The organism is Thermococcus marinus (assembly GCF_055389025.1).
In genome coordinates, this window is record NZ_AP042417.1 from 1851784 (window position 1) to 1875144 (window position 23361).

General features: G+C 55.3%; 26 protein-coding genes and 1 pseudogene. 10 read left to right on the forward strand and 17 right to left on the reverse strand.

What is annotated here, in order from left to right; all coding sequences use genetic code 11:
• Positions 1–40: 40 nt before the first annotated feature.
• Positions 41–2164: a restriction endonuclease gene (locus ACZ5ER_RS10285; RefSeq protein ID WP_464934389.1), complete on the forward strand. Its 2124-nt coding sequence runs from the start codon at positions 41–43 to the stop codon at positions 2162–2164.
• Here ACZ5ER_RS10285 and ACZ5ER_RS10290 read toward each other — a convergent pair whose 3' ends face one another.
• The 5 genes from ACZ5ER_RS10290 to ACZ5ER_RS10310 all read right to left on the reverse strand — a co-directional run bounded on the left by ACZ5ER_RS10290 (position 2165) and on the right by ACZ5ER_RS10310 (position 8739).
• On the reverse strand, positions 2165–2776 hold the full coding sequence (locus ACZ5ER_RS10290; protein WP_050003814.1) for a hypothetical protein: 612 nt from the start codon (positions 2774–2776) through the stop codon (positions 2165–2167).
• 288 nt (positions 2777–3064) lie between these two features.
• Entirely contained in the window at positions 3065–5218 is a 2154-nt protein-coding gene (locus ACZ5ER_RS10295; RefSeq protein ID WP_464934390.1) for a hypothetical protein, read from the reverse strand.
• A gap of 4 nt (positions 5219–5222) precedes the next feature.
• Positions 5223–6011 carry an ABC transporter permease gene (locus tag ACZ5ER_RS10300; protein WP_464934391.1) on the reverse strand — a complete coding sequence of 263 codons (789 nt, stop codon included), beginning with the start codon at positions 6009–6011 and terminating at the stop codon, positions 5223–5225.
• Positions 6008–6940: an ABC transporter ATP-binding protein gene (locus ACZ5ER_RS10305; protein ID WP_464934392.1), complete on the reverse strand. Its 933-nt coding sequence runs from the start codon at positions 6938–6940 to the stop codon at positions 6008–6010. The genes ACZ5ER_RS10300 and ACZ5ER_RS10305 overlap by 4 nt, the downstream gene beginning before the upstream one ends.
• A gap of 110 nt (positions 6941–7050) precedes the next feature.
• The gene (locus ACZ5ER_RS10310) at positions 7051–8739 is read right to left on the reverse strand and encodes an acyl-CoA mutase large subunit family protein (protein WP_050003818.1); all 1689 of its coding nucleotides are present in this window, start codon (positions 8737–8739) and stop codon (positions 7051–7053) included.
• A 225-nt stretch (positions 8740–8964) separates the two neighbouring features.
• Here ACZ5ER_RS10310 and ACZ5ER_RS10315 point away from each other — a divergent pair, with 225 nt between their 5' ends.
• The 5 genes from ACZ5ER_RS10315 to ACZ5ER_RS10335 all read left to right on the forward strand — a co-directional run bounded on the left by ACZ5ER_RS10315 (position 8965) and on the right by ACZ5ER_RS10335 (position 13609).
• A complete protein-coding gene (locus tag ACZ5ER_RS10315) occupies positions 8965–9252 on the forward strand; it encodes a hypothetical protein (protein ID WP_050003819.1) in 288 nt (95 codons plus the stop codon).
• A gap of 30 nt (positions 9253–9282) precedes the next feature.
• On the forward strand, positions 9283–10140 hold the full coding sequence (locus ACZ5ER_RS10320) for an MBL fold metallo-hydrolase (RefSeq protein ID WP_464934393.1): 858 nt from the start codon (positions 9283–9285) through the stop codon (positions 10138–10140).
• 93 nt (positions 10141–10233) lie between these two features.
• Positions 10234–10719 (forward strand): Hsp20/alpha crystallin family protein, encoded by a 486-nt coding sequence (locus ACZ5ER_RS10325; protein WP_050003821.1) that lies wholly within the window; start codon positions 10234–10236, stop codon positions 10717–10719.
• A gap of 193 nt (positions 10720–10912) precedes the next feature.
• Positions 10913–13303: a CDC48 family AAA ATPase gene (locus tag ACZ5ER_RS10330; RefSeq protein WP_464934394.1), complete on the forward strand. Its 2391-nt coding sequence runs from the start codon at positions 10913–10915 to the stop codon at positions 13301–13303.
• A gap of 60 nt (positions 13304–13363) precedes the next feature.
• Entirely contained in the window at positions 13364–13609 is a 246-nt protein-coding gene (locus tag ACZ5ER_RS10335; RefSeq protein WP_464934395.1) for a hypothetical protein, read from the forward strand.
• A gap of 9 nt (positions 13610–13618) precedes the next feature.
• Here the strand turns inward: ACZ5ER_RS10335 and ACZ5ER_RS10340 are convergent, their stop codons facing one another.
• Positions 13619–13768, reverse strand: a complete 150-nt coding sequence (locus tag ACZ5ER_RS10340) for a hypothetical protein (RefSeq protein ID WP_169741394.1) — start codon at positions 13766–13768, stop codon at positions 13619–13621.
• A 183-nt stretch (positions 13769–13951) separates the two neighbouring features.
• Positions 13952–14101 (reverse strand): hypothetical protein, encoded by a 150-nt coding sequence (locus tag ACZ5ER_RS10345; protein ID WP_169741395.1) that lies wholly within the window; start codon positions 14099–14101, stop codon positions 13952–13954.
• Positions 14102–14165: 64 nt separating this feature from the next.
• Between ACZ5ER_RS10345 and ACZ5ER_RS10350 the strand changes: the two genes are divergently transcribed.
• Positions 14166–14702: a M67 family metallopeptidase gene (locus tag ACZ5ER_RS10350; protein WP_081947247.1), complete on the forward strand. Its 537-nt coding sequence runs from the start codon at positions 14166–14168 to the stop codon at positions 14700–14702.
• On the opposite strand, the gene mobB is transcribed toward ACZ5ER_RS10350, so the two are convergent.
• Both mobB and ACZ5ER_RS10360 read right to left on the reverse strand, forming a co-directional pair.
• A complete protein-coding gene (gene mobB / locus ACZ5ER_RS10355) occupies positions 14689–15423 on the reverse strand; it encodes a molybdopterin-guanine dinucleotide biosynthesis protein B (RefSeq protein WP_050003824.1) in 735 nt (244 codons plus the stop codon). The genes ACZ5ER_RS10350 and mobB overlap by 14 nt on opposite strands.
• A gap of 9 nt (positions 15424–15432) precedes the next feature.
• Positions 15433–15654, reverse strand: coding sequence for an LSm family protein (locus tag ACZ5ER_RS10360; protein ID WP_081947248.1), 222 nt, complete (start codon positions 15652–15654; stop codon positions 15433–15435).
• A gap of 218 nt (positions 15655–15872) precedes the next feature.
• Between ACZ5ER_RS10360 and ACZ5ER_RS10365 the strand changes: the two genes are divergently transcribed.
• Positions 15873–16700, forward strand: coding sequence for a hypothetical protein (locus ACZ5ER_RS10365; protein WP_464934396.1), 828 nt, complete (start codon positions 15873–15875; stop codon positions 16698–16700).
• 1 nt (position 16701) lies between these two features.
• Here ACZ5ER_RS10365 and ACZ5ER_RS10370 read toward each other — a convergent pair whose 3' ends face one another.
• Together ACZ5ER_RS10370 and ACZ5ER_RS10375 are read right to left on the reverse strand one after the other, a co-directional pair.
• Positions 16702–17418 (reverse strand): 6-hydroxymethylpterin diphosphokinase MptE-like protein, encoded by a 717-nt coding sequence (locus ACZ5ER_RS10370; protein WP_464934397.1) that lies wholly within the window; start codon positions 17416–17418, stop codon positions 16702–16704.
• Positions 17419–17450: 32 nt separating this feature from the next.
• The gene (locus tag ACZ5ER_RS10375; protein ID WP_464934398.1) at positions 17451–17912 is read right to left on the reverse strand and encodes a DUF5615 family PIN-like protein; all 462 of its coding nucleotides are present in this window, start codon (positions 17910–17912) and stop codon (positions 17451–17453) included.
• A gap of 64 nt (positions 17913–17976) precedes the next feature.
• On the opposite strand from ACZ5ER_RS10375, the gene ACZ5ER_RS10380 reads away from it, so the two are divergent.
• Complete coding sequence (locus tag ACZ5ER_RS10380; RefSeq protein WP_464935206.1) at positions 17977–18726, forward strand: MBL fold metallo-hydrolase; 750 nt, start codon at positions 17977–17979, stop codon at positions 18724–18726.
• Here the strand turns inward: ACZ5ER_RS10380 and ACZ5ER_RS10385 are convergent.
• From ACZ5ER_RS10385 to ACZ5ER_RS10405, 5 genes are all read right to left on the reverse strand, one after another.
• A complete protein-coding gene (locus tag ACZ5ER_RS10385; protein ID WP_464934399.1) occupies positions 18723–18884 on the reverse strand; it encodes a hypothetical protein in 162 nt (53 codons plus the stop codon). The genes ACZ5ER_RS10380 and ACZ5ER_RS10385 overlap by 4 nt on opposite strands.
• Positions 18859–19716: a hypothetical protein gene (locus ACZ5ER_RS10390; protein ID WP_174412701.1), complete on the reverse strand. Its 858-nt coding sequence runs from the start codon at positions 19714–19716 to the stop codon at positions 18859–18861. The genes ACZ5ER_RS10385 and ACZ5ER_RS10390 overlap by 26 nt, the downstream gene beginning before the upstream one ends.
• Positions 19706–20500, reverse strand: coding sequence for a hypothetical protein (locus ACZ5ER_RS10395; RefSeq protein ID WP_050003830.1), 795 nt, complete (start codon positions 20498–20500; stop codon positions 19706–19708). Before ACZ5ER_RS10395 ends, ACZ5ER_RS10390 begins: the two co-directional genes overlap by 11 nt.
• Positions 20501–20539: 39 nt before the next feature.
• Entirely contained in the window at positions 20540–20884 is a 345-nt protein-coding gene (locus ACZ5ER_RS10400; protein ID WP_050003831.1) for a PDDEXK family nuclease, read from the reverse strand.
• 148 nt (positions 20885–21032) lie between these two features.
• The gene (locus tag ACZ5ER_RS10405; RefSeq protein WP_050003832.1) at positions 21033–21656 is read right to left on the reverse strand and encodes a hypothetical protein; all 624 of its coding nucleotides are present in this window, start codon (positions 21654–21656) and stop codon (positions 21033–21035) included.
• A gap of 182 nt (positions 21657–21838) precedes the next feature.
• Between ACZ5ER_RS10405 and ACZ5ER_RS10410 the strand changes: the two genes are divergently transcribed.
• Positions 21839–22402 (forward strand): nitroreductase family protein, encoded by a 564-nt coding sequence (locus ACZ5ER_RS10410; RefSeq protein ID WP_464934400.1) that lies wholly within the window; start codon positions 21839–21841, stop codon positions 22400–22402.
• Here the strand turns inward: ACZ5ER_RS10410 and proC are convergent.
• Positions 22399–23175 (reverse strand): annotated as a pseudogene (gene proC, locus ACZ5ER_RS10415) (pyrroline-5-carboxylate reductase). The gene ACZ5ER_RS10410 and the pseudogene proC sit on opposite strands and share 4 nt — an antisense overlap.
• Between the last annotated feature and the right edge of the window lie 186 nt (positions 23176–23361).

Below are 23361 nucleotides of genomic sequence, written 5' to 3' on the forward strand. Positions count from 1 at the left end.
TTAAGGGGAAGTGAAAACATTCCCTCGGAAGGTGGACGGCATGAAGTGGACACCTGAGCTTGCGAGAAAGCTCCCCCGCGAGACGCTCATCGATTACATCATAGAGGCCCTTGGGAGGATGGGGTTTAAGAACTACGAGCGCGTCAGCGACCAAAACCGGTGGGGAATAGATATCGTTGCAATAAGGGACGACCCGATAGCGGGGATGGAAAAGCTCGTTATAAAAATCCACACTAACTCGCTCGCCTCGTCCAAGGACATAAGCGTCTTTGGCGACCTTCTTGACAAGTACAAGGCTGACAGGGGAATTTTAATCGCCCCGATAGGCTTTACAAAGGACGCAAGAACCACGGTGGCAAGGGAGTACCGCGGAAGGATAGTGATGTGGGACGCCGAGAAGCTTGCCCAGACGTTCCTGAACTACGGCATTGAGGCCCCTGAGATAGAGGAGAAGACAGATGAGGAAAAGGAAGAAAAAAGCCCCCTCAACGAGTTCGAGCTTGATGCACCACTGCTCCACGACTTCTCGCCGGAAGAGGTAATGAGGTTAATCTCCAAGAAGGCCAGCGGCCGGTACCCGATAAAACCCGACGAGATGAAGATAAAGTCCATGAAAGTTTCCCTCACGGGTGCATACATCCTCTCCTGGAGCGTTGAGGAAAAGAACGAACGCGACAGGGCTGTGGTGTTCTCGAAGGAGGAAATCGTTCCAAAGGCGTCATCCAGCGAGCTCTCCACCCAGGTCAAGAAGGCCCTCCTCAACGACAGCGCCGTGATAAAGGCCACCGAGCGGGAAATCATCAACAAGATAAGCCCCAGCGAGGCGGTTGTGATACTCAAAGAGAGGCTCGCAAGAGAGCTCGGCGTCCCCGAGGGCCAGGTCAGGATACAGGACAGAAAAAAGGTGTATATCCCAGAGACAGCCGAAGTCGAGCTCCAGGTCGGGAAAAACGAGGGCAAAGCGAGAGTAAACCCGATAACCGGCGACGTCGAGTTCGAGATTGAGCCCCTGCCCGAGGAGTTCTTCAGGGAAAAGGTGCAGGAAATCGTGAAAAAGCGCATTGGAGAAGAGCCAGAGACAATTGAGTTCTCGGAGAAGGACGGGAAGGTAAAGATAACCGGGAAAACGAAGCGGTTCACGTTCACGTTCAAGTTCAACGCATACACCGGAAAAATCCTGCTCGCGGAGACAACTATGACAGATGAGGCCCTAAAGGAGCTCCTCCAGGGGACTTACCCCGATGGCGAAGTCCTCAGCCTTGAAAAGGGCAAGAAGGTCGCGGTCGCCGACGTCAGGCTGGAGGACGGGGTAGCGGTCGTCGAGGTAAACCTCGAAAACGGCGAGCTCAAGGAGGTCAGGAGGCTCCCATCGCCCGAAGAAGCCCTCGAGAACGCGAAGAGGGTCATAGAGGAGAACTTCCCGCTGAAAGGCCTGAAGGTGACGGAAAGCAGGGTCATAGAGCACAAGTTCCTGGAGCTTGACCTTGAGGGAGAAGGCGGAAAGGCGGTAGTGAAGATTGACGGTGCGACGAGGGACGTCCTGGACTACGCGGTCGAGATAACGCCCGAAAAGGCCGTGGAGCTTGTAAAAGAGAAGTACCCGGACTTCAACGTCAGGGACGTGAAGGAGAACGAGGCCTCATACAACATCACCGCGGAGAACGACAGGCATGCCGTGAAAATCAAGGTCACCAAGGACGGCAAGATGATTGAGGAAACAGAGAGGGTTCTGCGCGAGGACGTAGCGCGCGAGATTGCCGTGAAAAGGATAAAAGAGATAGACGAGACCGCCGAGCTCAGGTCGCTGAAGCTTGAAGATGACTGGGTTGCGGAGTTCCAGGGAGGGACTAAAGTCGGGAAGCTCGTGCTCGACAGGGTAACTGGAGAGGTCAAGGAGGAGGACGTCCTCTTCACGGAGGTTGCGCTTGAGAACAGCTTCCACGAGCACATAAGGAAGGTCTACGGCGAAACGGAGCTAAGAACCGAGAAGCTTACCCACTACAAAGACCAGAACTACATCCACATAAAGGTGGCAGGAAGGGATTACTTCTACTACGCCAGGATTGACACGAGAACCGGAAAAATAATAAGCCAGGACAGGGCCCCGATGAGGGGCCTGACGGCGAAGCTCAAACAGCTCCAGCTGGAGAGCAAGTACAAGTGACTACGCCATGAGCATGTTCTCTATCATTTTTATTGCTTCCACTATCTTTCTCTCGGGCTTGTCCTCGTTGCGCGGTATCTCGAGGTTTATGACGAGCCTCTCTTCCTTGCCGTCGTCGAAGTCGTAGATTTCAAGCTCCTCCACCTCAACGTCCTCGAAGATGCTCTCAAGCTCCGGGCTGAGGACTTTGCCCTCGTTGCCGTAGACCTCGACGCGGACGACGTCGTCAGTAGTCGATGCGACAACCACAATCTCGTAGGGGCCGACCTTCTTGACGAACCTGAGGGCGCTACCGTAGCCCTCGACGCTCTCCTTGAACCCTAGCTGGAGCATCGTAGAGCGTATCGCCTCGGTCTTGCTCCTTATCCTGTTGAGTATCCTCTCGCGGAGCTTGTAGCTCTCCTCAAGGGCCTTCTTTATGCCTTCACCGGCCTCCTCAACCGGCCCCTCCCATATGGCGATAATCTTTATACCAGATGAAGTCGGCTTGAGCTCAATCTTGAGGGAATCAACGTCAAAGTCTCTCAGGTCATCAATCTTAAGCTCGCCAAGGGTGAGTATATCGAACTCAATTCTCACGACGTTTCCGAACGCCTTGCCTTTGAACTTCACCCCCATCACCAAGGGACGCTCAAAGCAACGGTTTAAAAACCCTTCCATTCAGGTCGGACGAGCACAGTCCTACCCGAAGGTTTTTCGAAAGATGTTGATGAAGCATGAGTATTAAAAAGTCGAATTCCAACAGATTCTTTCCAAAAATAAAGAGGTCGAGACGGACATCAGAAGACAAGCGGAGACAATACAATGTCCCAGTCCCAGGCTCTTCCCGGGTAATCTGCCCTGCGCCTCCTGCCACTCAAGTTGTCCACAAAAAAAATTAAGATAGGCAAACCGCACCACTCACCCCAGCCTCTTTTCAAGGAAGACGGCCAGGACGAGGAGAAGTCCGAGCCCCAGAACGGCCAGGTAGGGCCAGCGCGTCGTGACTTCAGAGGCGCTTACGCCAACTCCACCGACCTCGAACGACAGGTCAGCGCGCCCCTCGCCCCTGACGACTACCGCCACGAAGTCCTCGTCGCTCCTGACGGCCATCGTCCCTGAGACGTTGTCGCCTTTCACAGTAAAGACCGCCTTCCCGGTTCCGAGGGGGTCGAAGTCCTCCCTCTCGCTGTTGAGCGTGAAGTGGTAGGCTTTTAGCTCCAGGTTTTTGCCGCTGGATTTTATAGTCAGTTTCTTTCCGCGGAGGGGGGTGGCGTTGATTATTACCACCTCAAGCCCCTCACCGAAGGGTTTCCTCTCCAGCTCAAGCGTGACGTTCTCCGGCTTCTCCATGTAGCGCGCAACGAGCAGGACCGAGTCAAAGAAGCCCTTTCCTTCAACCATGAGCATGAACTCGCTCTCGTTGAAGATAACGAAGTCGGGCCTCCCCTCTGGAGATGAAGAAGTGTGGAGTATATCACCGTAGGGGCTGAGGACGTGGAGCTTCAAGTCCTCCCCCTGGCGGACGTAGCGCCCGTAGAGAAAGGCTATCTTTTCCCCGGTGACGTTTTCGAAGATGTAAGGGGGCGTCACGTCGCGCCAGACCACGTGGTAGGGGAGTCCTAAGTAGTGAACCTCAGACGTGAAGTTGCTCTTGGCGAGCCAGTTGTCCCCGTAAACCGGGAGCCTCCCCGCCCCGCTGACCTCCAGCGTGAGTGAATAGCCCTCGCCGTTTACCGTGGCGTTGAACTTCAGCGGGGCCTCCACGCGGAAGCCCGAGGGGAAGCTCGGCAGCGAGACGACGAGGGTCAGCTGGACGCTCCCTTCAACGTTGAGGGTCCTGACCTCGTTCTGGCCGTAATAGAAGGCGTACCTAACCGAATCCGGCAGTCCGGCAACACCGAGCTCTACCCTTCCTTTTCCCGTGACCACAAGGCTGTAGGTGGCCGACCCGCCGAGGTGCGTTCTCGCGTAGTCGTTGACGAACCGCACGTCCAGGCCCTTCTCGAGCATGAGGGGCACGCTGGTCGTGAAATCGGCCGAGGAGATAACGATGGTGGCGTAATCTACATCTTCGGTCAGGTTGAAAGCCACCTCCTTCTCCTCGCCCTCGCGGAGGCTGATGTCGAGGTAGAGAGGCGAGCCGACGACGACCGAATTGCTCATGACGCTGACCTTTCCGTGGAAGTAGCCGCCGTCGTTCTTGAGCCTTATTTTCAGCGTCTCCCCGTCGAGTGAGTACGAGACGAGCGAGATATCGGGGGGCTGGAAGTAAAAGCTCTCCTGGGCAACGGCACCGTAATCAACGGCAACCGCGCCCTGGAGGGGGTTTCTATCAAAGGTTACCTCCTTTTGCTCGCCTCTTTCGAGGTGAACTTCCTTCTTCTCCAGGGTGAGCCCTCCTGCCGTGAGCATGACGGTCGCGTTAACCGCATCTCCACGGTTGAGGAGCGTGACGTGCAGTTCCTCATCGCGCTCTATGGAGGTTATCTCCACCTGCTTTTCCATCTCCTCAAGCACAACATTTCTGCTAAGATTCCCAAGATACCCAAAGGACAGCACGAGGAGGCCAGAGGGAGGTGTTTTGACCTTAAATGTAACCTCGTCCCCCCACTCAAGGCTCACAGGGAGCTCCTTCACGAGGAGGCCGTTTGAATACACCCTCAGCGTGTCGTTTATGCCGTAGTAGCCGTCCCACCTCAGGCTGAGCCTTGTGTAAGTGTCGAAGGATTCAACCACCTTAACGGAGAAGTCCTTTTTCTTGACTATCTCCAGCTTCGAGTAGTTTCCACTAAGGTGCAGGACGAGCTTCCCGGTAGCCGGATCGAAGCGTCCGACGGTGTAATTGACCCCATCGAAAAAGAGGCTCTCTCCAAAGCCGAGCACGCTCGAGTTGAACCCGTCGGGACTCTCAACGCGCAGGTATATCCCGTCTCCAGAGGCGGACGGGTCAAAGGTAACCACGCTGTTATCAACGAGCAGAACCTCGTCGATGCCAAGCTCGACTGGATAAGCGAGAACGTTTCCAGCGAAGATGAGAAGGATTAGAGGTATCAGGACTTTTCTCATCGCCATCACCTCAGTCAGGGTACTCCTTGCGGTAGATGCCCAGCAGTGTGAAGAGCAGGGCCGCGATAATGCTCCCGATGAAGAACAGCACCGTCATTCCGGGTTCGCCCTTGTAGGTGTCGAGGCCGGCGTGGAGCGTGAAGTGGCTCTTGAGGAGCACCCCCACCTGGTAGTTGAGCGTGAAACGCTCCGGGTTGTCGAAGAAGGGCAGCTGGGGCAGTATGAACTGCGCAACGAATACAAGGGCAAAGGCCGAGAGGGAAGCGTAGAGTGGACGCGAGACGACCACGGACAGGAGCACCGCCAGCGCACCCAGCGTCCCGAGGAGCAGGAGTGTGACGCCGAGGGCGTAGAGCACCTCATCGAAGGTCGCCGTGAACCCCTCAAGGCCCGCCTTGTAGAGCAGAACCCCGTATATCTGGAGGACAAGGTACGGGACTCCAAAGAGGACCGCTATGCCGGTCATCCCGGCCAAAAACTTGCCGAAGACTATCTCGCTCTTCCGTATGGGCTTCGTCAGGAGAAGCCTGATGGTACCCTTCTCTATCTCGCTCGCGAGGAGGTCGCTCATGAGGATTATGGCCACGAGCTGGCCGATAACGCCGAGCCAGAAGTTCACCATGAACTCGGAGGTGACTATCTGGAAGGAGCGCTCAAGGGCCTTTGCTCCATACTCCGTTATCTCCTCGTGGGTGAAGAAGTAGACCACCACGGGCAGGAGCATGGCAGCGAGCATGACCCTGAACCGCCTCGCCCTGAGTATCCTCGAGACCTCGCTTGAGTAGAGGACGCCTATCACCCTTCCACCTCCAGGCTGAACTTCTCCATGAGGATTCTTTCGAGGGGGCTCGTGTGGGGCTTGAAGAGTTTGAGCCTTATCCCGTTCGAGCTGAGGTACTTCGGGAACGCCAGGAAGAACTCGTCGAGGAACTTCGGCTCCACGACGACTCTGATGACGTTGTCCTCCTCCCACGCCTCCCGGATGTAGGGCTTCTCGCGCAGAAACTCCATCGCCCTGTCGTTATCGGAGGTCACCACATCGTACTCGTTTTCCTCTATCTGCGTCAGGTCGCTTATCTTCCCCTGGGCTATCATCCGGCCCTGGTTGATTATCCCCACGTAGTTGCACATCTTCTCTATCTCGCTGACTATGTGAGAGCTCACGAAAATCGTCTTGCCCTTCTTGGAGAGCTCAACAACCCTGCCGATGAACTCTATCCTGCCGAGGGGGTCGAGGTTTGCGGTCGGCTCGTCCAGGATTAAAAGCTCTGGGTCGGGCATGAGCGCCATTGCGAACATGACCCTCTGCTTCTGCCCGCTCGAAAGCTCCTTCATCTTGTTGAGCGCTATCCTCCCCACACCGACGTACGCCATCAGTTCCTTCGCCCTCTCCCTGGCTTCTTCTTTCTTCATTCCGGAGAGGCGCCCCATGTAGGTCAGGAACTCGAAGATTGTCATGTTCTCGTAAGCGATGGGCTTCTCGGGCATGTAGCCGACCCTCTTCATTATCTCCACTCTTTCCCTCGGCATGTTCATCCCGAAAATCTCAATCTCGCCGTAGGTGGGCCTCAGCGCCCCCGTGAGCATTTTGATAGTAGTCGTTTTGCCCGCTCCGTTCGGCCCGAGGAAGCCGTAAACAACACCCTCCGGAACCCTTAAATCGAGGTTGTACACCACGTTGCGCTTTCCGAAAAACTTTGTTAACTTTTCAGTCCTGATGAGCTCCATAAGGGGACACCCTAATGACGTTTTGTCCGTTAATACCATAATCTCAACGATTTAAAAGCATTCCCATGGAGTTATAAGCCACCAGAGGAGAATCAAAAAGAGAGAAGGCATCAGAAGACGAGCGGAGCGCGGTACTCACCCCAGACCTCTCTGAGGACGTCGGTGACCTCACCGAGCGTTGCGAGGTGCCTGTGCGCCTCGATGATGTAGGGCATGAGGTTCTCGTCCTCGTTCTCGGCCGCGTTCCTGAGCTTGTCAAGGGTCTCCTCGACCTTCTTGTTGTCCCTCTCCGAGCGGAGCTTCTTGAGCCTCTCAATCTGCTTCTCCCTGATGCTCGGGTCGACCTTGAGGATTTCGACCTCGATGGGCTCGTCGGTCTGGAACTTGTTGACGCCGACGATTATCCTCTTTCCTTCCTCGATCTCCTTCTGGTATTTGTAGGCACTCTCGGCAATCTCCTTCTGGATGTAACCGCGCTCGATGGCGCGCATCATGCCGCCCATCTTCTGAATTTTCTCGATGTACTTCAAAGCTTCTTCGTAGATGTGGTCGGTGAGCCACTCGATGTAGTAGGCTCCGCCGAGCGGGTCAACGGTGTCAGCGACACCGCTCTCGTAGGCGATAATCTGCTGTGTCCTGAGGGCTATCCTGACGCTCTTCTCGGTCGGAAGGCTCAGCGCTTCGTCGTAGGAGTTTGTGTGGAGGCTCTGCGTTCCACCGAGGACGGCCGCGAGCGCCTGAATGGCGACGCGGATTATGTTGTTCTCGGGCTGTTGTGCCGTGAGGGTTGAACCAGCTGTTTGAGTGTGGAAGCGGAGCATCATGGAGCGCGGGTTCTTGGCGTTGAACCACTCCTTCATTATGTAGGCCCAGAGCCTTCTCGCGGCCCTGAACTTGGCTATCTCCTCAAGGAAGTTGTTGTGGGCGTTGAAGAAGAAGCTCAGCCTCGGAGCGAACTTGTCAACGTCCATGCCCCTCTCTATGACTGCCTTGACGTACTCTATACCGTCGGCAAGGGTGAAAGCGACTTCCTGGACGGCGTTGGCACCGGCCTCACGGATGTGGTAGCCGCTTATGCTTATCGGGTTCCACTTGGGAACGTTCTCGGCACAGTACATGATGATGTCAGTGGTGAGCCTCATGCTCGGCTGCGGCGGGAAGATGTAGGTTCCCCTCGCTATGTACTCCTTGAGGATATCGTTCTGAACCGTACCGCGGAGCTTCTCCTGGGGGACTCCCTGCTCCTCGGCAACGAGTATGTACATAGCCAGGAGGTTGGCCGCAGTCGAGTTGATGGTCATGCTCGTTGAGACCCTGTCGAGCGGGATTCCGTCGAAGAGAATCCTCATATCCCAGAGGGAGTCGATTGCCACACCGACCTTTCCGACCTCGCCCTCGGCCATCGGGTGGTTGGAGTCGTAACCGAGCTGGGTCGGAAGGTCGAAGGCAACGCTTAAACCAGTCTGGCCCTGCTCAAGGAGGTACTTGTAGCGCTTGTTGCTCTCCTCCGCTGTTGCATAACCGGCGTACTGCCTCATGGTCCAGAAGCGGCCGCGGTACATGGTCGCGTAAACGCCACGGGTGAACGGGTACTCTCCGGGGAAGCCGAGCTTCTCAAGGTAGTCCCAGTCCTCGCCAAGGTCTGCGGGGGTGTAAAGGCGCTTGATTTCAAAACCGTCGTCCGTCATGAACTTTTCCTTTCTCTCGGGGGCCTTCTGGAGGAACTTCGTGACTGTAGTTTCTTCCCAGCGCTTTTCCTCCTCGCGAATCTTGGAGAGCTTCTCCTTATCGAAGGTCATACCAACCACCGCTTAGGGTTGGGCGGTGGAACTATAAAAACCTTTTACATAGCGAAAGGTCGCCTTTGTCATTGGATAAAAAGTCCAGTTTGAGCGGTTCGAAAACCTGACAGAACTTCGAGTAGAGAAGGGCATTGTTTTGAACATTGTTCCAAATTAGAGCAAAAATCCTAATAAATCAGGAAGTCCTAAATAAGAAACCGAAAACTTTGCGGAGGTGGTGGCGTGCAGACCGTGACAAGGAGGGCCAGCTCCAAATGGGTAACCGGGCTGAGGCCCAGGCTGGAGGAAGCCTTTTCGCGCGGGGCCTTCGAGGGAACCCTTATCGGAAAGGCCGAGCTCAAGGGACTTGATATGCTGGAGGTCGTTGAGATAAAGCTCGTCCCAGGAAAGCCCGAGGGGCCGTCCTTCGAGGTCTCGGGTAGAATCGTGACGTTCAAGTTTCCCGTGGAGAAAGGGGAGAGCCTTGACGACGTCTACTACCCCCTGATGGGCATGCTCAACAGGGTCTAAAGCTTTAAGCCCCACCCCCAAGTTTTTGTGATGCTCGTCAAAGGTATCGGCCTCGACAGCTCGGCAAGGCTTACCTTCCAGAGCCACGCCCACAGCGACCACTTCGTTAGCGGGGAGCTCATCTTCGCGACCAGGGCGACCAAGTTCCTCAGCCACCTCAGGAAGGGCGGGTTCTACCGCGAGGTCAGGTTCGGGAAGACCTTCTACATTGGCGACTTCAAGGCCAAGCTCTACCCAGCAGGCCACATGCTCGGTTCGGCCGGAATAAAGCTCTGGCTCGAAAACGGCACACTCTTCTACACCGGGGACACCAAGTGGTTCAAGCTTAGAACCGCCGAGAAGAGCCGTTTTCCTAGGGCGGACTTCCTGATAATCGAGGCAACCTTTGGAGTTCCACACTTTACGTTCCCCACGCCGAGGGAAACGGAGAAAAAACTGATAGCCTTCGTAGAGGAAGCGCTCGACAGGGGGAAGAGGCCCGTCCTCTACGTCAACCAGATGGGGAAAGCCCAGGAGGTCATGAAGATACTCGACGTCCACGGGATAACGGTTAAGCCCTCGCGGGAGATGCTCAAGGTCGCCAGGGTGTACTCAAAGTTCGGCGTCAGGTTCCGCAACGTGGAGAGGGACGGAGAGGTCGTCCTGCGCCCCTACCGCTCGCCCAGGGTTGAAAACTCTCTATCCCCCTGGGAACTGACCGTTTCGGGCTTTGGGAGGCTGAGGCTCAGCAACCACGCCGACTTCTGGGAGCTGATCAGGATAGTGGAGAAGGTAAGACCCGAGAGGGTGTTCACCGTTTACGGCTTCGCAAGGGAGTTTGCGGGTATTTTGAGGGGACTTGGCTACGATTCTGAACCCGTGACCCCCGATGCACAGATGGATATTTAGTAACATATGGGGACTAAAATCGAAAAGTTTATAAAGGATTCCTTTTTAGTAACTACTAGTAACCAAAAACAAAGACCATTGGGGGTGGTGCCGATGGTCTGGAGGAGGGACCGCTACTGGGACCCCTTCGACATAATGAGGGAAATACAGGAGGAGATTGACGCCATATTCCGCGACTTCATGCGCGGTCCAAGGCTCTGGAGCTACCGCGAGCCCGGGGAGAGCGTCAGCATCAGCGAGACCTGGCGCGAGCCCTTCGTGGACATCTTCGACCGCGGTGACAGGTTCATCATCACCGTCGAGCTCCCCGGAGTCAGGAAGGAGGACATCAAGCTCCGCGTTACAGAGGACACCGTTTACATCGAGGCCCAGATAAGGCGCGAGAAGGAGCTCGAAAAGGAGGGCGCAGTGAGGATCGAGCGCTACTACAGCGGCTACAGGAGGGTCATCAGGCTTCCTGAGGAGGTCGTTCCCGAGAAGGCAAAGGCAAGGTACAACAACGGCGTCCTCGAAATCGAGCTCCCCAAGAAGGCCCCGAAGAAGGCCGAGGGAGAGGGCTTCGAGGTCAAGATTGAGTGAGAGGGAAGACAAGGGGGACACCCCCTTATCTTCCTCTACCATCAAACCCCCGTAGTGGGGCTTCGCCCCACACCCCGCTTTAACTTTAACACCGGAGGGGGCTCCGCCCCCTACAACCCCCGATAAATGACTCGGCAATTCCCGATAAAATAAAACTCTAACAATCATCGCTCACAAAACGGAGGTGGTGTATATGAGCGAGAGGAAGGAAATCAAGCTTAAGGTCGCGTCCGCTTATCAGAGGGACGTTGGAAGGGGAATTGTGAGAATTGATAGGAAGGCAATGCGCGAGCTCGGCGTCCAGTCAGGAGACATAGTCGAGATTATCGGAACCAAGAACACCGCCGCCGTCGTCTGGCCCGCCTACCCTGAGGACGAGGGACTCGGAATCATCAGAATGGACGGAACCATCAGGAAGAACGCCGGCGTCGGGCTTGGTGACGAGGTCACTGTGAGGAGGGCCGAGGTCAAGGAGGCAAGGAAGGTCATAGTAGCCCCGACCGAACCAATCCGTTTTGGCCGCGACTTCGTCGAGTGGCTCCACAGCAGGCTCGTCGGCAGGCCGGTAGTCAGGGGAGACTACATCAAGGTCGGCATCCTCGGTCAGGAGCTCACCTTCGTGGTCACCGCCACGACGCCGGCTGGAATCGTCCAGATAACCGAGTTCACTGACTTCCAGATCAGCGAGAAACCCGTTAAGGAGGTCACCAAGACCGCTGCCCTTGGCGTCACCTACGAGGACATCGGTGGCCTAAAGGACGTCATCCAGAAGGTCAGGGAGATGATTGAGCTCCCGCTCAAGCACCCGGAGATATTCGAGAAGCTCGGCATCGAGCCGCCCAAGGGAGTGCTCCTCTACGGTCCGCCCGGAACCGGTAAGACTCTCTTAGCGAAGGCCGTCGCTAACGAGGCCAACGCCCACTTCATAGCCATCAACGGCCCCGAGATAATGAGCAAGTACTACGGTGAGAGCGAGGAGAGACTTAGAGAGGTCTTCAAGGAGGCCGAAGAGAACGCGCCGGCGATAATCTTCATCGATGAGATTGACAGCATTGCCCCGAAGAGGGAAGAGACCCACGGTGAGGTCGAGAAGAGGGTTGTTTCACAGCTCCTCACGCTCATGGACGGCCTCAAGAGCAGGGGCAAGGTCATCGTCATCGGTGCCACCAACAGGCCTGACGCCATAGACCCTGCCCTCAGGAGGCCAGGAAGGTTTGACAGGGAGATTGAAGTCGGCGTTCCCGACAAGCAGGGTAGAAAGGAGATACTCCAGATACACACCAGAGGAATGCCAATTGAGCCCGACTTCAGGAAGGACAAGGTAATTGAGATACTGGAGAAGCTCCGCGGTGACGAGCGCTTCAGGAGCGTTATAGAGGGAGCCATCGAGAAGGTAGAGAAGGCGAAGGACGAGGAGGAGATAAAGAGGGCCCTCAGGGAGTTCGACGAGAGGCTCTACGACGAGGTCAAGGCGAGGCTCATCGATGCCCTGCTGGAGGAGCTGGCCGAGGTCACCCACGGCTTCGTCGGTGCTGACCTCGCCGCCCTTGCGAGAGAGGCCGCTATGGCGGCGCTCAGGAGGCTCATCAAGGAGGGCAAGATTGACTTCGAGGCCGAGCACATACCGAGGGAGGTCCTTGAAGAGCTGAAAGTGACGAGGAGGGACTTCTACGAGGCGCTCAAGATGGTCGAGCCGTCGGCACTCAGGGAGGTCCTCCTCGAGGTTCCGAACGTCCGCTGGGACGACATAGGTGGATTAGAAGACGTCAAGCAGGAGCTCAGAGAAGCCGTCGAGTGGCCACTCAAGTACCCGGAGGCCTTTATGGGACTCGGCATAACCCCACCAAAGGGAATCCTGCTCTACGGCCCGCCCGGAACTGGTAAAACGCTCCTCGCGAAGGCGGTGGCGAACGAGAGCGAGGCCAACTTCATAGCCATCAAGGGTCCAGAGGTGCTCAGCAAGTGGGTCGGTGAGAGCGAGAAGAACATCAGGGAGATATTCAGGAAGGCCAGGCAGGCGGCTCCGACGGTGATATTCATCGACGAGATTGACGCCATCGCACCGCGCAGGGGCACCGACGTGAACCGCGTCACCGACAGGCTCATCAACCAGTTACTCACCGAAATGGACGGAATCCAGGAGAACAGCGGCGTGGTCGTCATAGCCGCAACAAACAGGCCGGACATCATCGACCCGGCCCTGCTCAGGCCAGGAAGGTTCGACAGGCTCATACTCGTGCCGGCACCCGACGAGAAGGCCAGGCTGGAGATATTCAAGGTGCACACCAGGAAGGTTCCGCTGGCTGAGGATGTCAACCTCGAGGAGCTCGCCAAGAGAACCGAGGGCTACACCGGTGCCGACATCGAGGCGGTGGTCAGAGAGGCCGCGATGCTCGCCATGAGGAGGGCGCTCCAGGAGGGCATCATCAGTCCTGGAATGAAGGCCGACGAAATCAGGAGGAAGGTCAAGGTCACCATGAAGGACTTCGAGGAGGCCCTCAAGAAGATCGGGCCGTCGGTGAGCAAGGAGACGATGGAGTACTACAGGAAGATACAGGAGCAGTTCAAACAGGCCAGAGGGTGAAGGCAGAGCCTGGGGGCGCTTGTCCCTTTGAAATTTCTCTTTTTCTCGGAGGTGACGGAGATGATTTATGGAGTGCTTCTGAGCATACCTGAAAAGTTCGTGGCGAAGTACGAGGACGAGGTCAGAAAGGCGATAGGCTACGGCATAGCGAGGGGAGACATAATAAGATTCACCGAGGCCAGATACAAAGGGGACGTAGCCTTCGTAATGCTCGCCCGCTCAAACAGGGCCGCTGAGAGGGTCGCAAGTGAGCTGAAGGAACTGCCGATACACGTCAAAGTCATAGAAATTGAGGGAGAGGGCTGAGCCAGTTGCTCAGGCTACCCACTCAAGCTCATAGCCCCTTGCCCTGAGCTTTGTCATTTCTTCCTGCGCTATTCTTTCCGCCTTCTTGATGTCGTTTGTGACGACTATTTTTTCCTTCGGAAGGGTGTTGTTCATGTAGTAGACAATCCTCACGAGCATGGGCCATCACCCCGTATATCACCAGTGGTGAAAAGACAGCCGTGAGGGCTTTAAAAACATTATTGGACAGAATAGTACACCAAAGCACAGAAAATTGTGGGCAGAATAGCGTATTATAGCCCACTACTGGACACGAGAACAGACGTGTGCCCACATGGGGGCGATGAAGAATGAGAAAGGGAGTCACTCAAGCTTCTCAAGCTCGTAGACCATGGCGTCCTTCCGCCTGAGCTCCTGCACGGCTATCAGCCTTGCCTCATCAGCTGTTTCGGCCTCAAACACGATTGTCTTTCCGCTCTCCTCTCCACCGTGGAGGGTGAGGGCCCACTTCATACCATCACCGCGGTGTTTGACATATTGCCAAACTTTATAAATTTTGTTGGGTCAGATTTGTCACATGAGGCTCATCATAAGGTGTGGAATTATCAAAATGCTCATTGAGAACGCACGGCGTTCTGACGTTGAAGTGTGCGGGTTTCTCTTAGGTAGAAGGGAAGGCGATACCTTTAGGGTTCTGGAAGTAAGGACGGTAAAGAACAGGCTCAACTCTCCGGAAGCCTTTGAGATGGAGCCTGAGGAAATGGTGAAGGTTCTCGACGAGGCCGAGAGGAGGGATCTTGATGTCGTCGGGATTTTTCACTCGCACCCCCACTATCCCCCCGTGCCCAGCGAGAGGGACGTGGAGGGGATGAAGAACTGGCGGGTCCCCTGGCTCATCATCACGCCGGAAGGGGAAGCTGGGGCATGGGTTCTAAGAGAAGGAGAGGTGGAGGAGGTCAAAATCGTAGATGAAGCTAATGACGCCAGAGAGGGTATAAAGGCACTCGCCAAGACAGTCCGAAGGGGAACCTTCGGCGAGGGAGGAACGAACGAGGAATTCAGAAAACTAAGACTTGAGGCACTCACACAGAGGGACTCGATTAATCTCCCCTAATAACTATCTCTATCCTCCTGCCCTCGCGGTAGCCCTTCATCGCCGAGAGCATACCCTTTATCGTCTTCTCTACCAGCTCCTGCACCCAGTCCTTCATCGGGAGGACCTGGCCGTCTATCTTGACGGTGACCTTTGGCTTCGAACTCAGGACGACGCAGTCGTTGGGGGTCTTTTCACCCTTGACGATAAGTCTGGCCATCTCGGCGCAGTTGAAGCCGCAGAGGCCGCAGTCTATGTTGGGGAGCATGAAGGCCCTTTTCTCGACGAGGTCTGCGAGCCTCTCTGGCTCCTTCGTCGCATCAATAACCGGGAGGCCATCAACTTCCTCCACGCCGGTTGAAGCTATAACCCCGCTCACCGCTATGGCGAGGCCGTCGTTGAGCTCCCTAACATCGGCTTCGCTCCTCGCACAAATTACCTTGGGGACGTGCCGGGCTGACTTAAAGCCCTCCAGCAGGAGGAAATCCGCCGATACCATTGAGAAGAGCGCGTTTATGTCCTTGGCCTTGAAGAGCACCGCGTCGGTGTCGTGCGCCCTGACTACGACCTCATCGGCGACCTTTGAGAACCTCCAGGTGTCACTCCCTTCCCTGTCAAAGTCCGCGTGCATGCTCTTGGCTATCGCAACGCGGTAGCCACGCTCTTTGAGAACCCTCGCAACCGCTTCAACCGTCGTCGTCTTCCCGCTCTTCTTGAAGCCAACGAAGGCAACGGCCTTCATTTTCTCACCTCACAGCAGGGTTATCCAGTTGAGGTCGTCTATCTTGACTATCAGCTCTTTGGCCCTGTTGCCCGCGTAGTCAGTAACTTCCCTGAGAAGGATTACCTCCTCGTCGAAGTCCTCAAGGACTCCCGAAAAGCTGGTCTCACTTCCAATGCCCACCGCAACCATCTTGCCCTTCCAGCGCTCAAGCGTCTTGTCAAGGAGGTACTGTTTCTCGCTCATACTCATCCCCCGCCGTTGCTATACCCCAAGTTTTTAATACTTTCTCGGCCACATCTGTGTGAGCACCAACGAACAAAAACGTGCAGAAAAGTTTATTAACTATTAACCTTGCCCCCCAGTATCACTATAAGTGATATCCATCTGGACACACCACCACCCGCCTCTCTTTTCCTTTTCTCCACAAAGCCTATAAGCGCCAACCGTTTTCCCCCTCAGGTGGTAGCATGAGGCTCGTCACGAAAAACGAAGCCGTCAAGCGTGCGCTCATTGAGGAGCTCAGAAAAGAGGGAGTCCGCTTCGAAGTCCGCTCCAGGGAGGGCTACGAGGCCTTTGTGGGGTACACCATCGAGGGGACGCTGAAGGAGATTGAAGAGAAGATTGAAAGCCTTGAGGGTGCGGACGTAGAGGCCATCAAGGAAGGCTTCCTCTCATTCAGGGAGAGCCTCAACCACGTCCTTGAGCACCTGAAGGCGGGGGAAAAGGCGGACGAACTGCTCAAGGAGGGCCTTTGGGCGGCTGAGCTTCTCGACCAGCTCTACCGCAACGGGGCGATAGAGTACGATGGTACCAATGTCAAGCTCAAAGAGGGGACCAACATAGAGGAGCTCCGCTTCGAGTTCAAGTTCCCGTTCAACCTCGTCCACGACCCGGGAAAGGTCGAGGAGAAGGCCAAGCAGTTTGCCTTTGTGGATCTCGTCACGGAGCACGAGTTCGAAATCCTTGAGCTGAACATAGCAAAGGTCAACGCCCTCGGAAAGATTGCCAGCAAGTACTTCCCCGAGGACTACCTGCTGAAGGTCTACTTTGCCCTCGTCGGCAGGGCAATAGTGGCAGAGGAAATCCTGAAGGCGCTCGGTGACAGGAAAGTCCCGGAGGAAGAGCTCATAAAAGGCTTCCTCAGGGCCGCACCCATAGTCGTGCCAACCCCGAAGGGAACTCTCGTGATAAACTACTCGCGCAGTTCGTTTGAGGAGACGCTCAAGCTCCTCAAGAGGCTCGGCTACGTGGAGATAAAGGGAGGAAAGGTCAGAAAGCTCAAGGACTTGGCCTGACTCACCCTTTCTCCCTTTTGGGGGTCAGGTACTCAACCCTCGCCCTCCCGTTTTTCTCCAGCCATTCAAGGAGCTCCCTTGCAAACTCGAACTTCTTCCGCTTGGTCTCCCACACGGGCGAGTGCTCCCTCAGCGATGGCTTGCTCCACCTGCCAACAATTTCGCCAAAGTCGAACCCCACCAGAACTATCTCCCTCGCCCCCAGCTCCTCGGCCAGAAAAGCGGCCCTATCTCCATCAGTAAAGCCGCCGAAGTTATAAACGATGTCCAGGGGCTCCGTCTGGGTCGTCCCCAGGACTCGAGAGAAAAACGGCACGTAGGCGGTCAGCTTGTCAATGTTGTCCCCGTGGGCGTGGACTACCAGAAAAGCGCCCCGGTCATTAGCAATCTTTATGTCCGGAACCCGGCCGTCGAGGTCCGTCACTATTATGTCCGGCACGAGCCCGGTTTCGAGGAGGGCCGAGGTCGCCCCGTCGGCCGCTATAAGCGTCCCGTCAGAAAAATCGAACTCTTTCAAAGCCCGCTCAAGGCTCGGCCCGGCGCCGAATACATACGCCTTTTTTTCGACAACCGAGGCCAGCTCGTCTTTTAAGATGTACTCATCTCCCTCAAGAAGGAGAGCCCTCAGCACCCGCGCGGCCTCGCGGTCTTTCTCGATGGAGTAGCCCATCTCCCTGGCGATGCGGAGGTAGAAAGGCTCCCAGTCTTTCCACTTCATCGGCTCACCAACAGGGGTTGGAGCGGAGGTTTTTAAACTCTCCTCAGCCTTTCGTCGATTTTCAGCATCTCCCTCCACTGTCTCCCGGGCCAGTAAACCTGGCCGCAGTCCTCGCAGACGTAGAACTCGTCGTAGCTCTCGTAAACCTTCTGGGGAACTCTGTTCTTAACTTCTTCCTTCGGAACGGGCCGTATAGGCCCGTTGCACTTTGGACAGCGGGCGTTCGGTGGAAAAAGCTCCTGGAACTCAACGCCGAAGCGCTTGAGCTCTCTCACCTGCCCCTCAAGGGAGTTCGAGCCCAGCAGGATTACATTGAGGCCGAACTTTCTCGCCCTCTCGGCGAGTCCGGAATCGCGGGTGAGGATTACCCTGCCTTCTCGCCTGGCAATTTCGATTATCTCGTCGTCGTCCTCAACGCCGTAGAGCGTGTCGTAGCCGTAGAGCCTGAGCCACCTCGCGAGCCGGCCGAGCATCATGTCGGCGATGAACTTCATGTTCCGAAGTTGGAGACAACCCTTATAAGGGGACTATTTCACAGCCATAAAATAGGTGGTGGGCTTGATAGTCTACTTCATAGGCACAGGGGGAAGCGAGGGAATCCCGGCGCACCTCTGCACCTGCCAGACCTGCAACGAGGCGAGGAAGTTTGGCTTCGCCCGAAGGCTGCCTTCAACGGTGGCCGTAATCACGGAGAACAAGAAAGCCGTCCTCTTCGACGTCGGGACGGACATAAGGGATGCTCTCCAAGTCCCGCTTGAAGCGATTTTCCTGACCCACTGGCACCACGACCACATCTACGGCCTCTACAAGCTCCGCTGGATGGCGCTGGAAACACCGCTCTACGCGCCGGAGGGCCAAGCTGACGCGCTGATTCTAAACGAGCCCAAGAACCTCCGCCCGAAGACAATAAAGCCGGGCGACACCGTTGAAATAGACACCCTTAAAATCACGGCGCTCCACCTGAACCACCAAGTCGAGACCCTAGGCTACCTCATCGAGGAGGACGGAAAGAGTGCCGCCCTGCTCTACGACACCAAGGGCCTCCCTGAAGAGACGTGGAAGCTCCTTGAGGAAAAGGCACCCTTAAGGCTGGCGATAGTCGACGCGACTTATCCCCCGGGCGTTAACGACCCCTATCATAACAACGTGGACGAGGCCGCGGAAATTGGCCTCAAGCTCGCCGAGAGGACAGTTCTCAGCCACATCTCCCACAAAAACCTGCCCTTCCTCCAGCTGACCGAGTACGTGAGGAATAAGTGGAAAAACAAAGTACTAGTGGCCTACGACGGCATGGTGTTCTACGTTTAGCCATCCCCCGAAAATCCGAGAAAGGCTATCGCTGTCATGGAAGTTGTCCCGATAAGGTCTCCGGCGGGAATTATCCTTTCCTCATTGACCTCGTAGCCCGTCACAGTCCCGCCGTCCTTAGACTGGAGCGCGTCATCTTTCCCACCATCTTTCTCCACAGGGTAGAAGGTCGTAGTTCCCGACAACGTGGGCGCGGAAGGTTTTCCTGACGAGGGAAACCAACTCATCATCATGGACGGGCTCAAGCTCCCTCAGCGGAAGTAAAGAGGCCCCTGTTAAATCGAGTGCGAGCTCCATCCCCTCACCAAAGGCGTCGCAGACCTCTTCTGGGTCGCGGAAGTCCACGGCTCCGGCAACCCATGCGGCGGTGTAGCCGTTGAACGGCTCCACGAGGATGTAACCGTAGCGCTCCTTCTCCGGGAGGAATAGCCTGTAGAGGCCGTAGCCGATGTCCAGAAGGCCCTCTTTTGCCAGCGTGAGGGAGGAAGGAACAACGGGCAGGCTCCTGAGGGCAGTCCACTCTGCGAGCCGGGCAACGAAGAGTTCCATATTGTCGAGCCCGAGTGCCTCTCGGAGGTCCGTCCAGTCGTTCAGGCCGGCAATCAGGAGGACGTCCCATTTGAAAAACTGCCTCAGGAATGCAATCACCTCGTGGCTGTAGGCGTCCCACCACCAGCTCCTCGGGTTTGGGTGAAGCTCAAGGACCGAAAGCCAGCCGACCCGATAAATCGAGAAGTCCATGTCTCCTATTTCCTTTCCTTCAACCGTTTTGATTCGATGGTTTGGGAAGAGCACCCCGGAGTAGACCCTCACCGGCTCCGGTACTCGTATCCTGTACCTGTACCACTCCCGGACGAGCCACTGCCTTATCTTCTCCTCAAACTCCCAGTCAACGGGTTTAAAGGTTACCCTGCCGAGCTTATTGAGGATATTGACAACTTCGTCCAGCATCTTGTCAAAGAAGAAATAAACGTAGTGGTCAACGCCCATATTCTCCCACCTGTGCCTGGAAGAACTCTTCGGCCCTTTTGAGTAGGGGTTCGTTCTCGACCTTCCGGCCGATGGGTTTGAAGACGAGACTGGTGATTTTTGAGCTGAACCAGTCCCCATACTCGAGCACTTCCCTGTAAAGGTCATCGTCCAATAACCCCTCCCCAACTGTGAGGAGCACTTTGTATCCCTCCACGCCCAGGTCCCTGACAAAAACGTACAAGCCGGGCTCGCCGACCAGCTCGTAGAGACCATCCTCCAGCCCAAGAATGTCTTCCCTGATAACGGTTAAGTCCGAGGGGAGGACTTCGAGCCTTTTCCTCCTCACTATCTCAGCCAACCGCTCGTACAGGAGGAACTGGTTGTAGTCACCGAACACGTCCCTAAGCTTTTCATGCCCGTAGACGTAACCGCAAATGAGAACTGCCCCTGTCCTCGCCAGTTTCTTGAGGAACTTCATCAGTTCGGAACTCTGGACAAAATCAAACCCACTCGTCCACACCTCAATCTGGATGAGTGTTATGCTTCCCCTCGAGTACATTTCAACGCTGGCCAGGGCTATTAACCTTCCTCCCCACTCCCGCGTGGTCTTCATTCCATAATCAATGTCCCCAACTTCCACCAGCCGGAATCCCCTCGTATCATAAAACTTGAACCACTCCTTATTCCCCTCATCGCCCTCGTACCGCTTCTCGTCAGTGTACTCGAACTCCTCCTTAAGCCTCTTCAACACTTCCTCCCATGGTTTATCGAACACCGCAACGATGCTCTTACAATCCCCCACACGACCACCCCCTGCGGTTCAAAAAATATGGGGAAAGGTTTAATTAAACTCCGAAGTCAGCTGAACCAGCTCAACGTCCACTCCAAACTTGGACTTCGCATTTCGTATAGCTTCCATGACCCTGTAGTGCTGTCCCGGACTGAAGACATCCTCTGAGTAGTACATGTAAATTTTCCTGACACCCTTACTCTTAGCATACTCCGCCTGTGTCAATATCTGCTTGGGCTTTATATCACCAAAGCTCCTCTTGCACTCGATATAAACCGTCCTCCCGTTCTTTTCGGCGATTATGTCAATCTCTGTGAGCTGTTGCCCATTGGGTTTGTAAACGTTCTTCTCGACTTCCCTTATCGTCCACCCACTCCTCTTGAGATGACTGACCACCTCAGCCTCATAGAGGGGACCTAAATCTACCAGTTCCAGCTTGAACTCACCGTCTTGAAAACCTTTCCGAATGCCTTTTTTGACATTTGTGAAGAGTCTGTCTCCACCTGGAACACCCTTTATGTCACTGATGACCCTTTCGAGCTTCTTAACGTCCCAGCCTTTTTGAATTATAATCTCTCTGCAATATTACACTTCTAATGCCGAGACTCTCAAGCCCCTGCATTGCTCCTACCACGTTGTCGAAGTCTTCTCCCTTCTTCAATCCCCCACTCTTGACCACGTATTTTTCGACTATCTTTGAGATGTACTCCTTCCCGAGCTTGTTCGCCACCCATTCAGCCGCCTCTTTAGAGGCGTACGTGATTTCCTTGACAACTTTGTTGTCCTTGAACAGACCGATTAGCACTTTATTGCGGCTGATCACTTTAATTCCGAGTTCTGCTCCCTTGATTCCAAGTTTCTCTGCAATCTTCTCGGGGTCGATGAACATCGTGACTGCATCGTAGACTGCCGCAACTTTTGGCGAAACATAGTGCTCAAGGAACCAGTGAGCGGCCTGGTCGAGTATTATAATGCCAATTGGAATCCACGCAAATTGCGGTTTGATGTTGTTTCCCTGCTTTCTCTCTACGCTGAAATTCTGCGGAACCTTTACTGTATCGTTTACCGTGCTGTTGTTCACAAGGTTCGCAGTCGCACTCGCACCGCTGACGGTCAGGCCGAGGATTAACAGGCCGAATAGTAAGGCCGCTAAAGGCCTCCACCTCAAGCTAACACCTCCTAAGTGTTGTCACCATAAGATACATGAAGAACCTTAAAAGTTTTTCTATTGTAAATAGTAAATTGTACACTCTACAAAAAAACATTACAACCCTGCAAACACGTTTGTCCGCGGCGTTAGAGGGGCCAAAACCCCTAAAACCTCCCCCGCCTATTTAAACCGGTGGTCTCATGCGCGTCCTTGAGCTCGCAAAGCGGAGGAAGACCGTGCGGAAGTTCCTTCCTGATAAACCTCCAAAGGATGAGATAATGAAGGCGCTCAAAGCGGCAAAGGAAGCGCCGAGCGGCATGAACGCCCAGCCCTGGAAGTTCGTAATCATCGACGACGACTGGCTGAAGGGGAAGATACGGGAGCTCTGCGAGAGCGAAGAGGAGAAGTTCTACTCAAGGACGAAGGGCGACCTGATGGCGTGGCTGAACGCCAAGGGCTTTAAGCCCGAGAAGCCCTTCCTCAGCGAGGCCCCGTATCTGATACTCGTCTTCGGACACACAAAGGCCCCGTACTGGCTCCAATCAACCTGGATAGCGGTCGGCTACCTGCTTCTTGCACTCGAAGAGCTCGGCCTCGGAACGGTAACCTACACCCCACCCAACCCCAAACCGGTTGAGGAGTTGCTGAACGTGCCGAAAGAGTACAAGCTCCAGACGATACTGCCGGTTGGCTATCCCGCAGACCCGAAGCCGAAGTACGAGAGGAGAAGGCTCGAAGAGGTGGTGAGCTTCAACGGCTTTTAGCCCCTCTTGGACAATATTTTAGACTTCTTGGTCGCGGCATCAACGGCCTTCTCACGGCCGTCCTTATCTTGCCTTCTTCGAGCTCGAATATTCCGTCTATCGTCGTCCCTCCGGGCGTTATGACCCACTCCCTCACCTCAGCGGGGTGTTTCTTTGCCTCCATAAGGAGCTTCGCTGTGCCGATAAGGGTCTGCAGGGAAGCCCTCTTCGCCAGATCCCTCGGAAGGCCAACCCTGAGGCCACCGTAAACCATGGCCTCGAGAAAGACCGTGACGTAGGCTGGTCCTGAGCCGCTGAGTCCGGTTATCGCGTCCATGTGCTCTTCATCAACCCTGACGCAGTCGCCGAAGGCAGAGAGGAGGCTTTCAACGGTCTGCAGGTCGTCACCTTCTACATCGGTGGAGTACGCGGTAAACGACTCCTTGACGAGCACCGCTATGCTGGGCATTGCCCTGACGATTTTGGCGTTGGGTGCGAGCCGTTTCAGGTATTTGAGGCCAATGCCTGCCACCACAGATATTATGAGCTTGTCTGCGAGCTTTTCCGATATTTCCTCCAAAACCATCGTTGTCCTGCTCGGCTTGACTGCCAGGAAAACAACGTCCGCCCACTCCACGGCGAAGACGTTGTCTGAGGTCACCTTAACGCCGTATTCTTCAAGCCATCCAATTTTCTCAACGTGCCTCCGCGTTGCAACTACCTCGTGGCCCGCCTCGGCCAGCACCTTTGCTATGGCGCTCCCGATTGTTCGCACCTATAACCGCTATCCTCATTGCACCACCGGTGTCGATTTAATCCCCATCAGATAATGTTTTTGAACATCTCTTTGTCATACTGACAAGAAACCTGGGATCCAAGGATGCTTTTTGGATGAACTGGCAATTTCATGGACTTCTAAGGGCGGAGTGGACAGGTAAGCCTGTCGAAGAGTTTAAATAAGTTTCCTAACTCCTCAGTTT

Excerpts from the sequence above, each read along its gene's own strand:
- ACZ5ER_RS10390 (WP_174412701.1), bottom strand. The coding sequence starts at position 19,716 with ATGGGCGTTGACCACTACGTTTATTTCTTCTTTGACAAGATGCTGGAC.
- ACZ5ER_RS10350 (WP_081947247.1), top strand. The coding sequence starts at position 14,166 with ATGAGGCTCATCATAAGGTGTGGAATTATCAAAATGCTCATTGAGAAC.
- ACZ5ER_RS10345 (WP_169741395.1), bottom strand. The coding sequence starts at position 14,101 with ATGAAGTGGGCCCTCACCCTCCACGGTGGAGAGGAGAGCGGAAAGACA.
- ACZ5ER_RS10370 (WP_464934397.1), bottom strand. The coding sequence starts at position 17,418 with ATGAAGTGGAAAGACTGGGAGCCTTTCTACCTCCGCATCGCCAGGGAG.
- ACZ5ER_RS10360 (WP_081947248.1), bottom strand. The coding sequence starts at position 15,654 with ATGAGTATGAGCGAGAAACAGTACCTCCTTGACAAGACGCTTGAGCGC.
- ACZ5ER_RS10285 (WP_464934389.1), top strand. The coding sequence starts at position 41 with ATGAAGTGGACACCTGAGCTTGCGAGAAAGCTCCCCCGCGAGACGCTC.
- ACZ5ER_RS10305 (WP_464934392.1), bottom strand. The coding sequence starts at position 6,940 with ATGGAGCTCATCAGGACTGAAAAGTTAACAAAGTTTTTCGGAAAGCGC.
- ACZ5ER_RS10320 (WP_464934393.1), top strand. The coding sequence starts at position 9,283 with ATGCTCGTCAAAGGTATCGGCCTCGACAGCTCGGCAAGGCTTACCTTC.
- ACZ5ER_RS10375 (WP_464934398.1), bottom strand. The coding sequence starts at position 17,912 with ATGAAGTTCATCGCCGACATGATGCTCGGCCGGCTCGCGAGGTGGCTC.
- ACZ5ER_RS10340 (WP_169741394.1), bottom strand. The coding sequence starts at position 13,768 with ATGCTCGTGAGGATTGTCTACTACATGAACAACACCCTTCCGAAGGAA.
- ACZ5ER_RS10330 (WP_464934394.1), top strand. The coding sequence starts at position 10,913 with ATGAGCGAGAGGAAGGAAATCAAGCTTAAGGTCGCGTCCGCTTATCAG.
- mobB (WP_050003824.1), bottom strand. The coding sequence starts at position 15,423 with ATGAAGGCCGTTGCCTTCGTTGGCTTCAAGAAGAGCGGGAAGACGACG.
- ACZ5ER_RS10365 (WP_464934396.1), top strand. The coding sequence starts at position 15,873 with ATGAGGCTCGTCACGAAAAACGAAGCCGTCAAGCGTGCGCTCATTGAG.
- ACZ5ER_RS10295 (WP_464934390.1), bottom strand. The coding sequence starts at position 5,218 with ATGGCGATGAGAAAAGTCCTGATACCTCTAATCCTTCTCATCTTCGCT.
- ACZ5ER_RS10410 (WP_464934400.1), top strand. The coding sequence starts at position 21,839 with ATGCGCGTCCTTGAGCTCGCAAAGCGGAGGAAGACCGTGCGGAAGTTC.
- ACZ5ER_RS10310 (WP_050003818.1), bottom strand. The coding sequence starts at position 8,739 with ATGACCTTCGATAAGGAGAAGCTCTCCAAGATTCGCGAGGAGGAAAAG.
- ACZ5ER_RS10325 (WP_050003821.1), top strand. The coding sequence starts at position 10,234 with ATGGTCTGGAGGAGGGACCGCTACTGGGACCCCTTCGACATAATGAGG.
- ACZ5ER_RS10335 (WP_464934395.1), top strand. The coding sequence starts at position 13,364 with ATGATTTATGGAGTGCTTCTGAGCATACCTGAAAAGTTCGTGGCGAAG.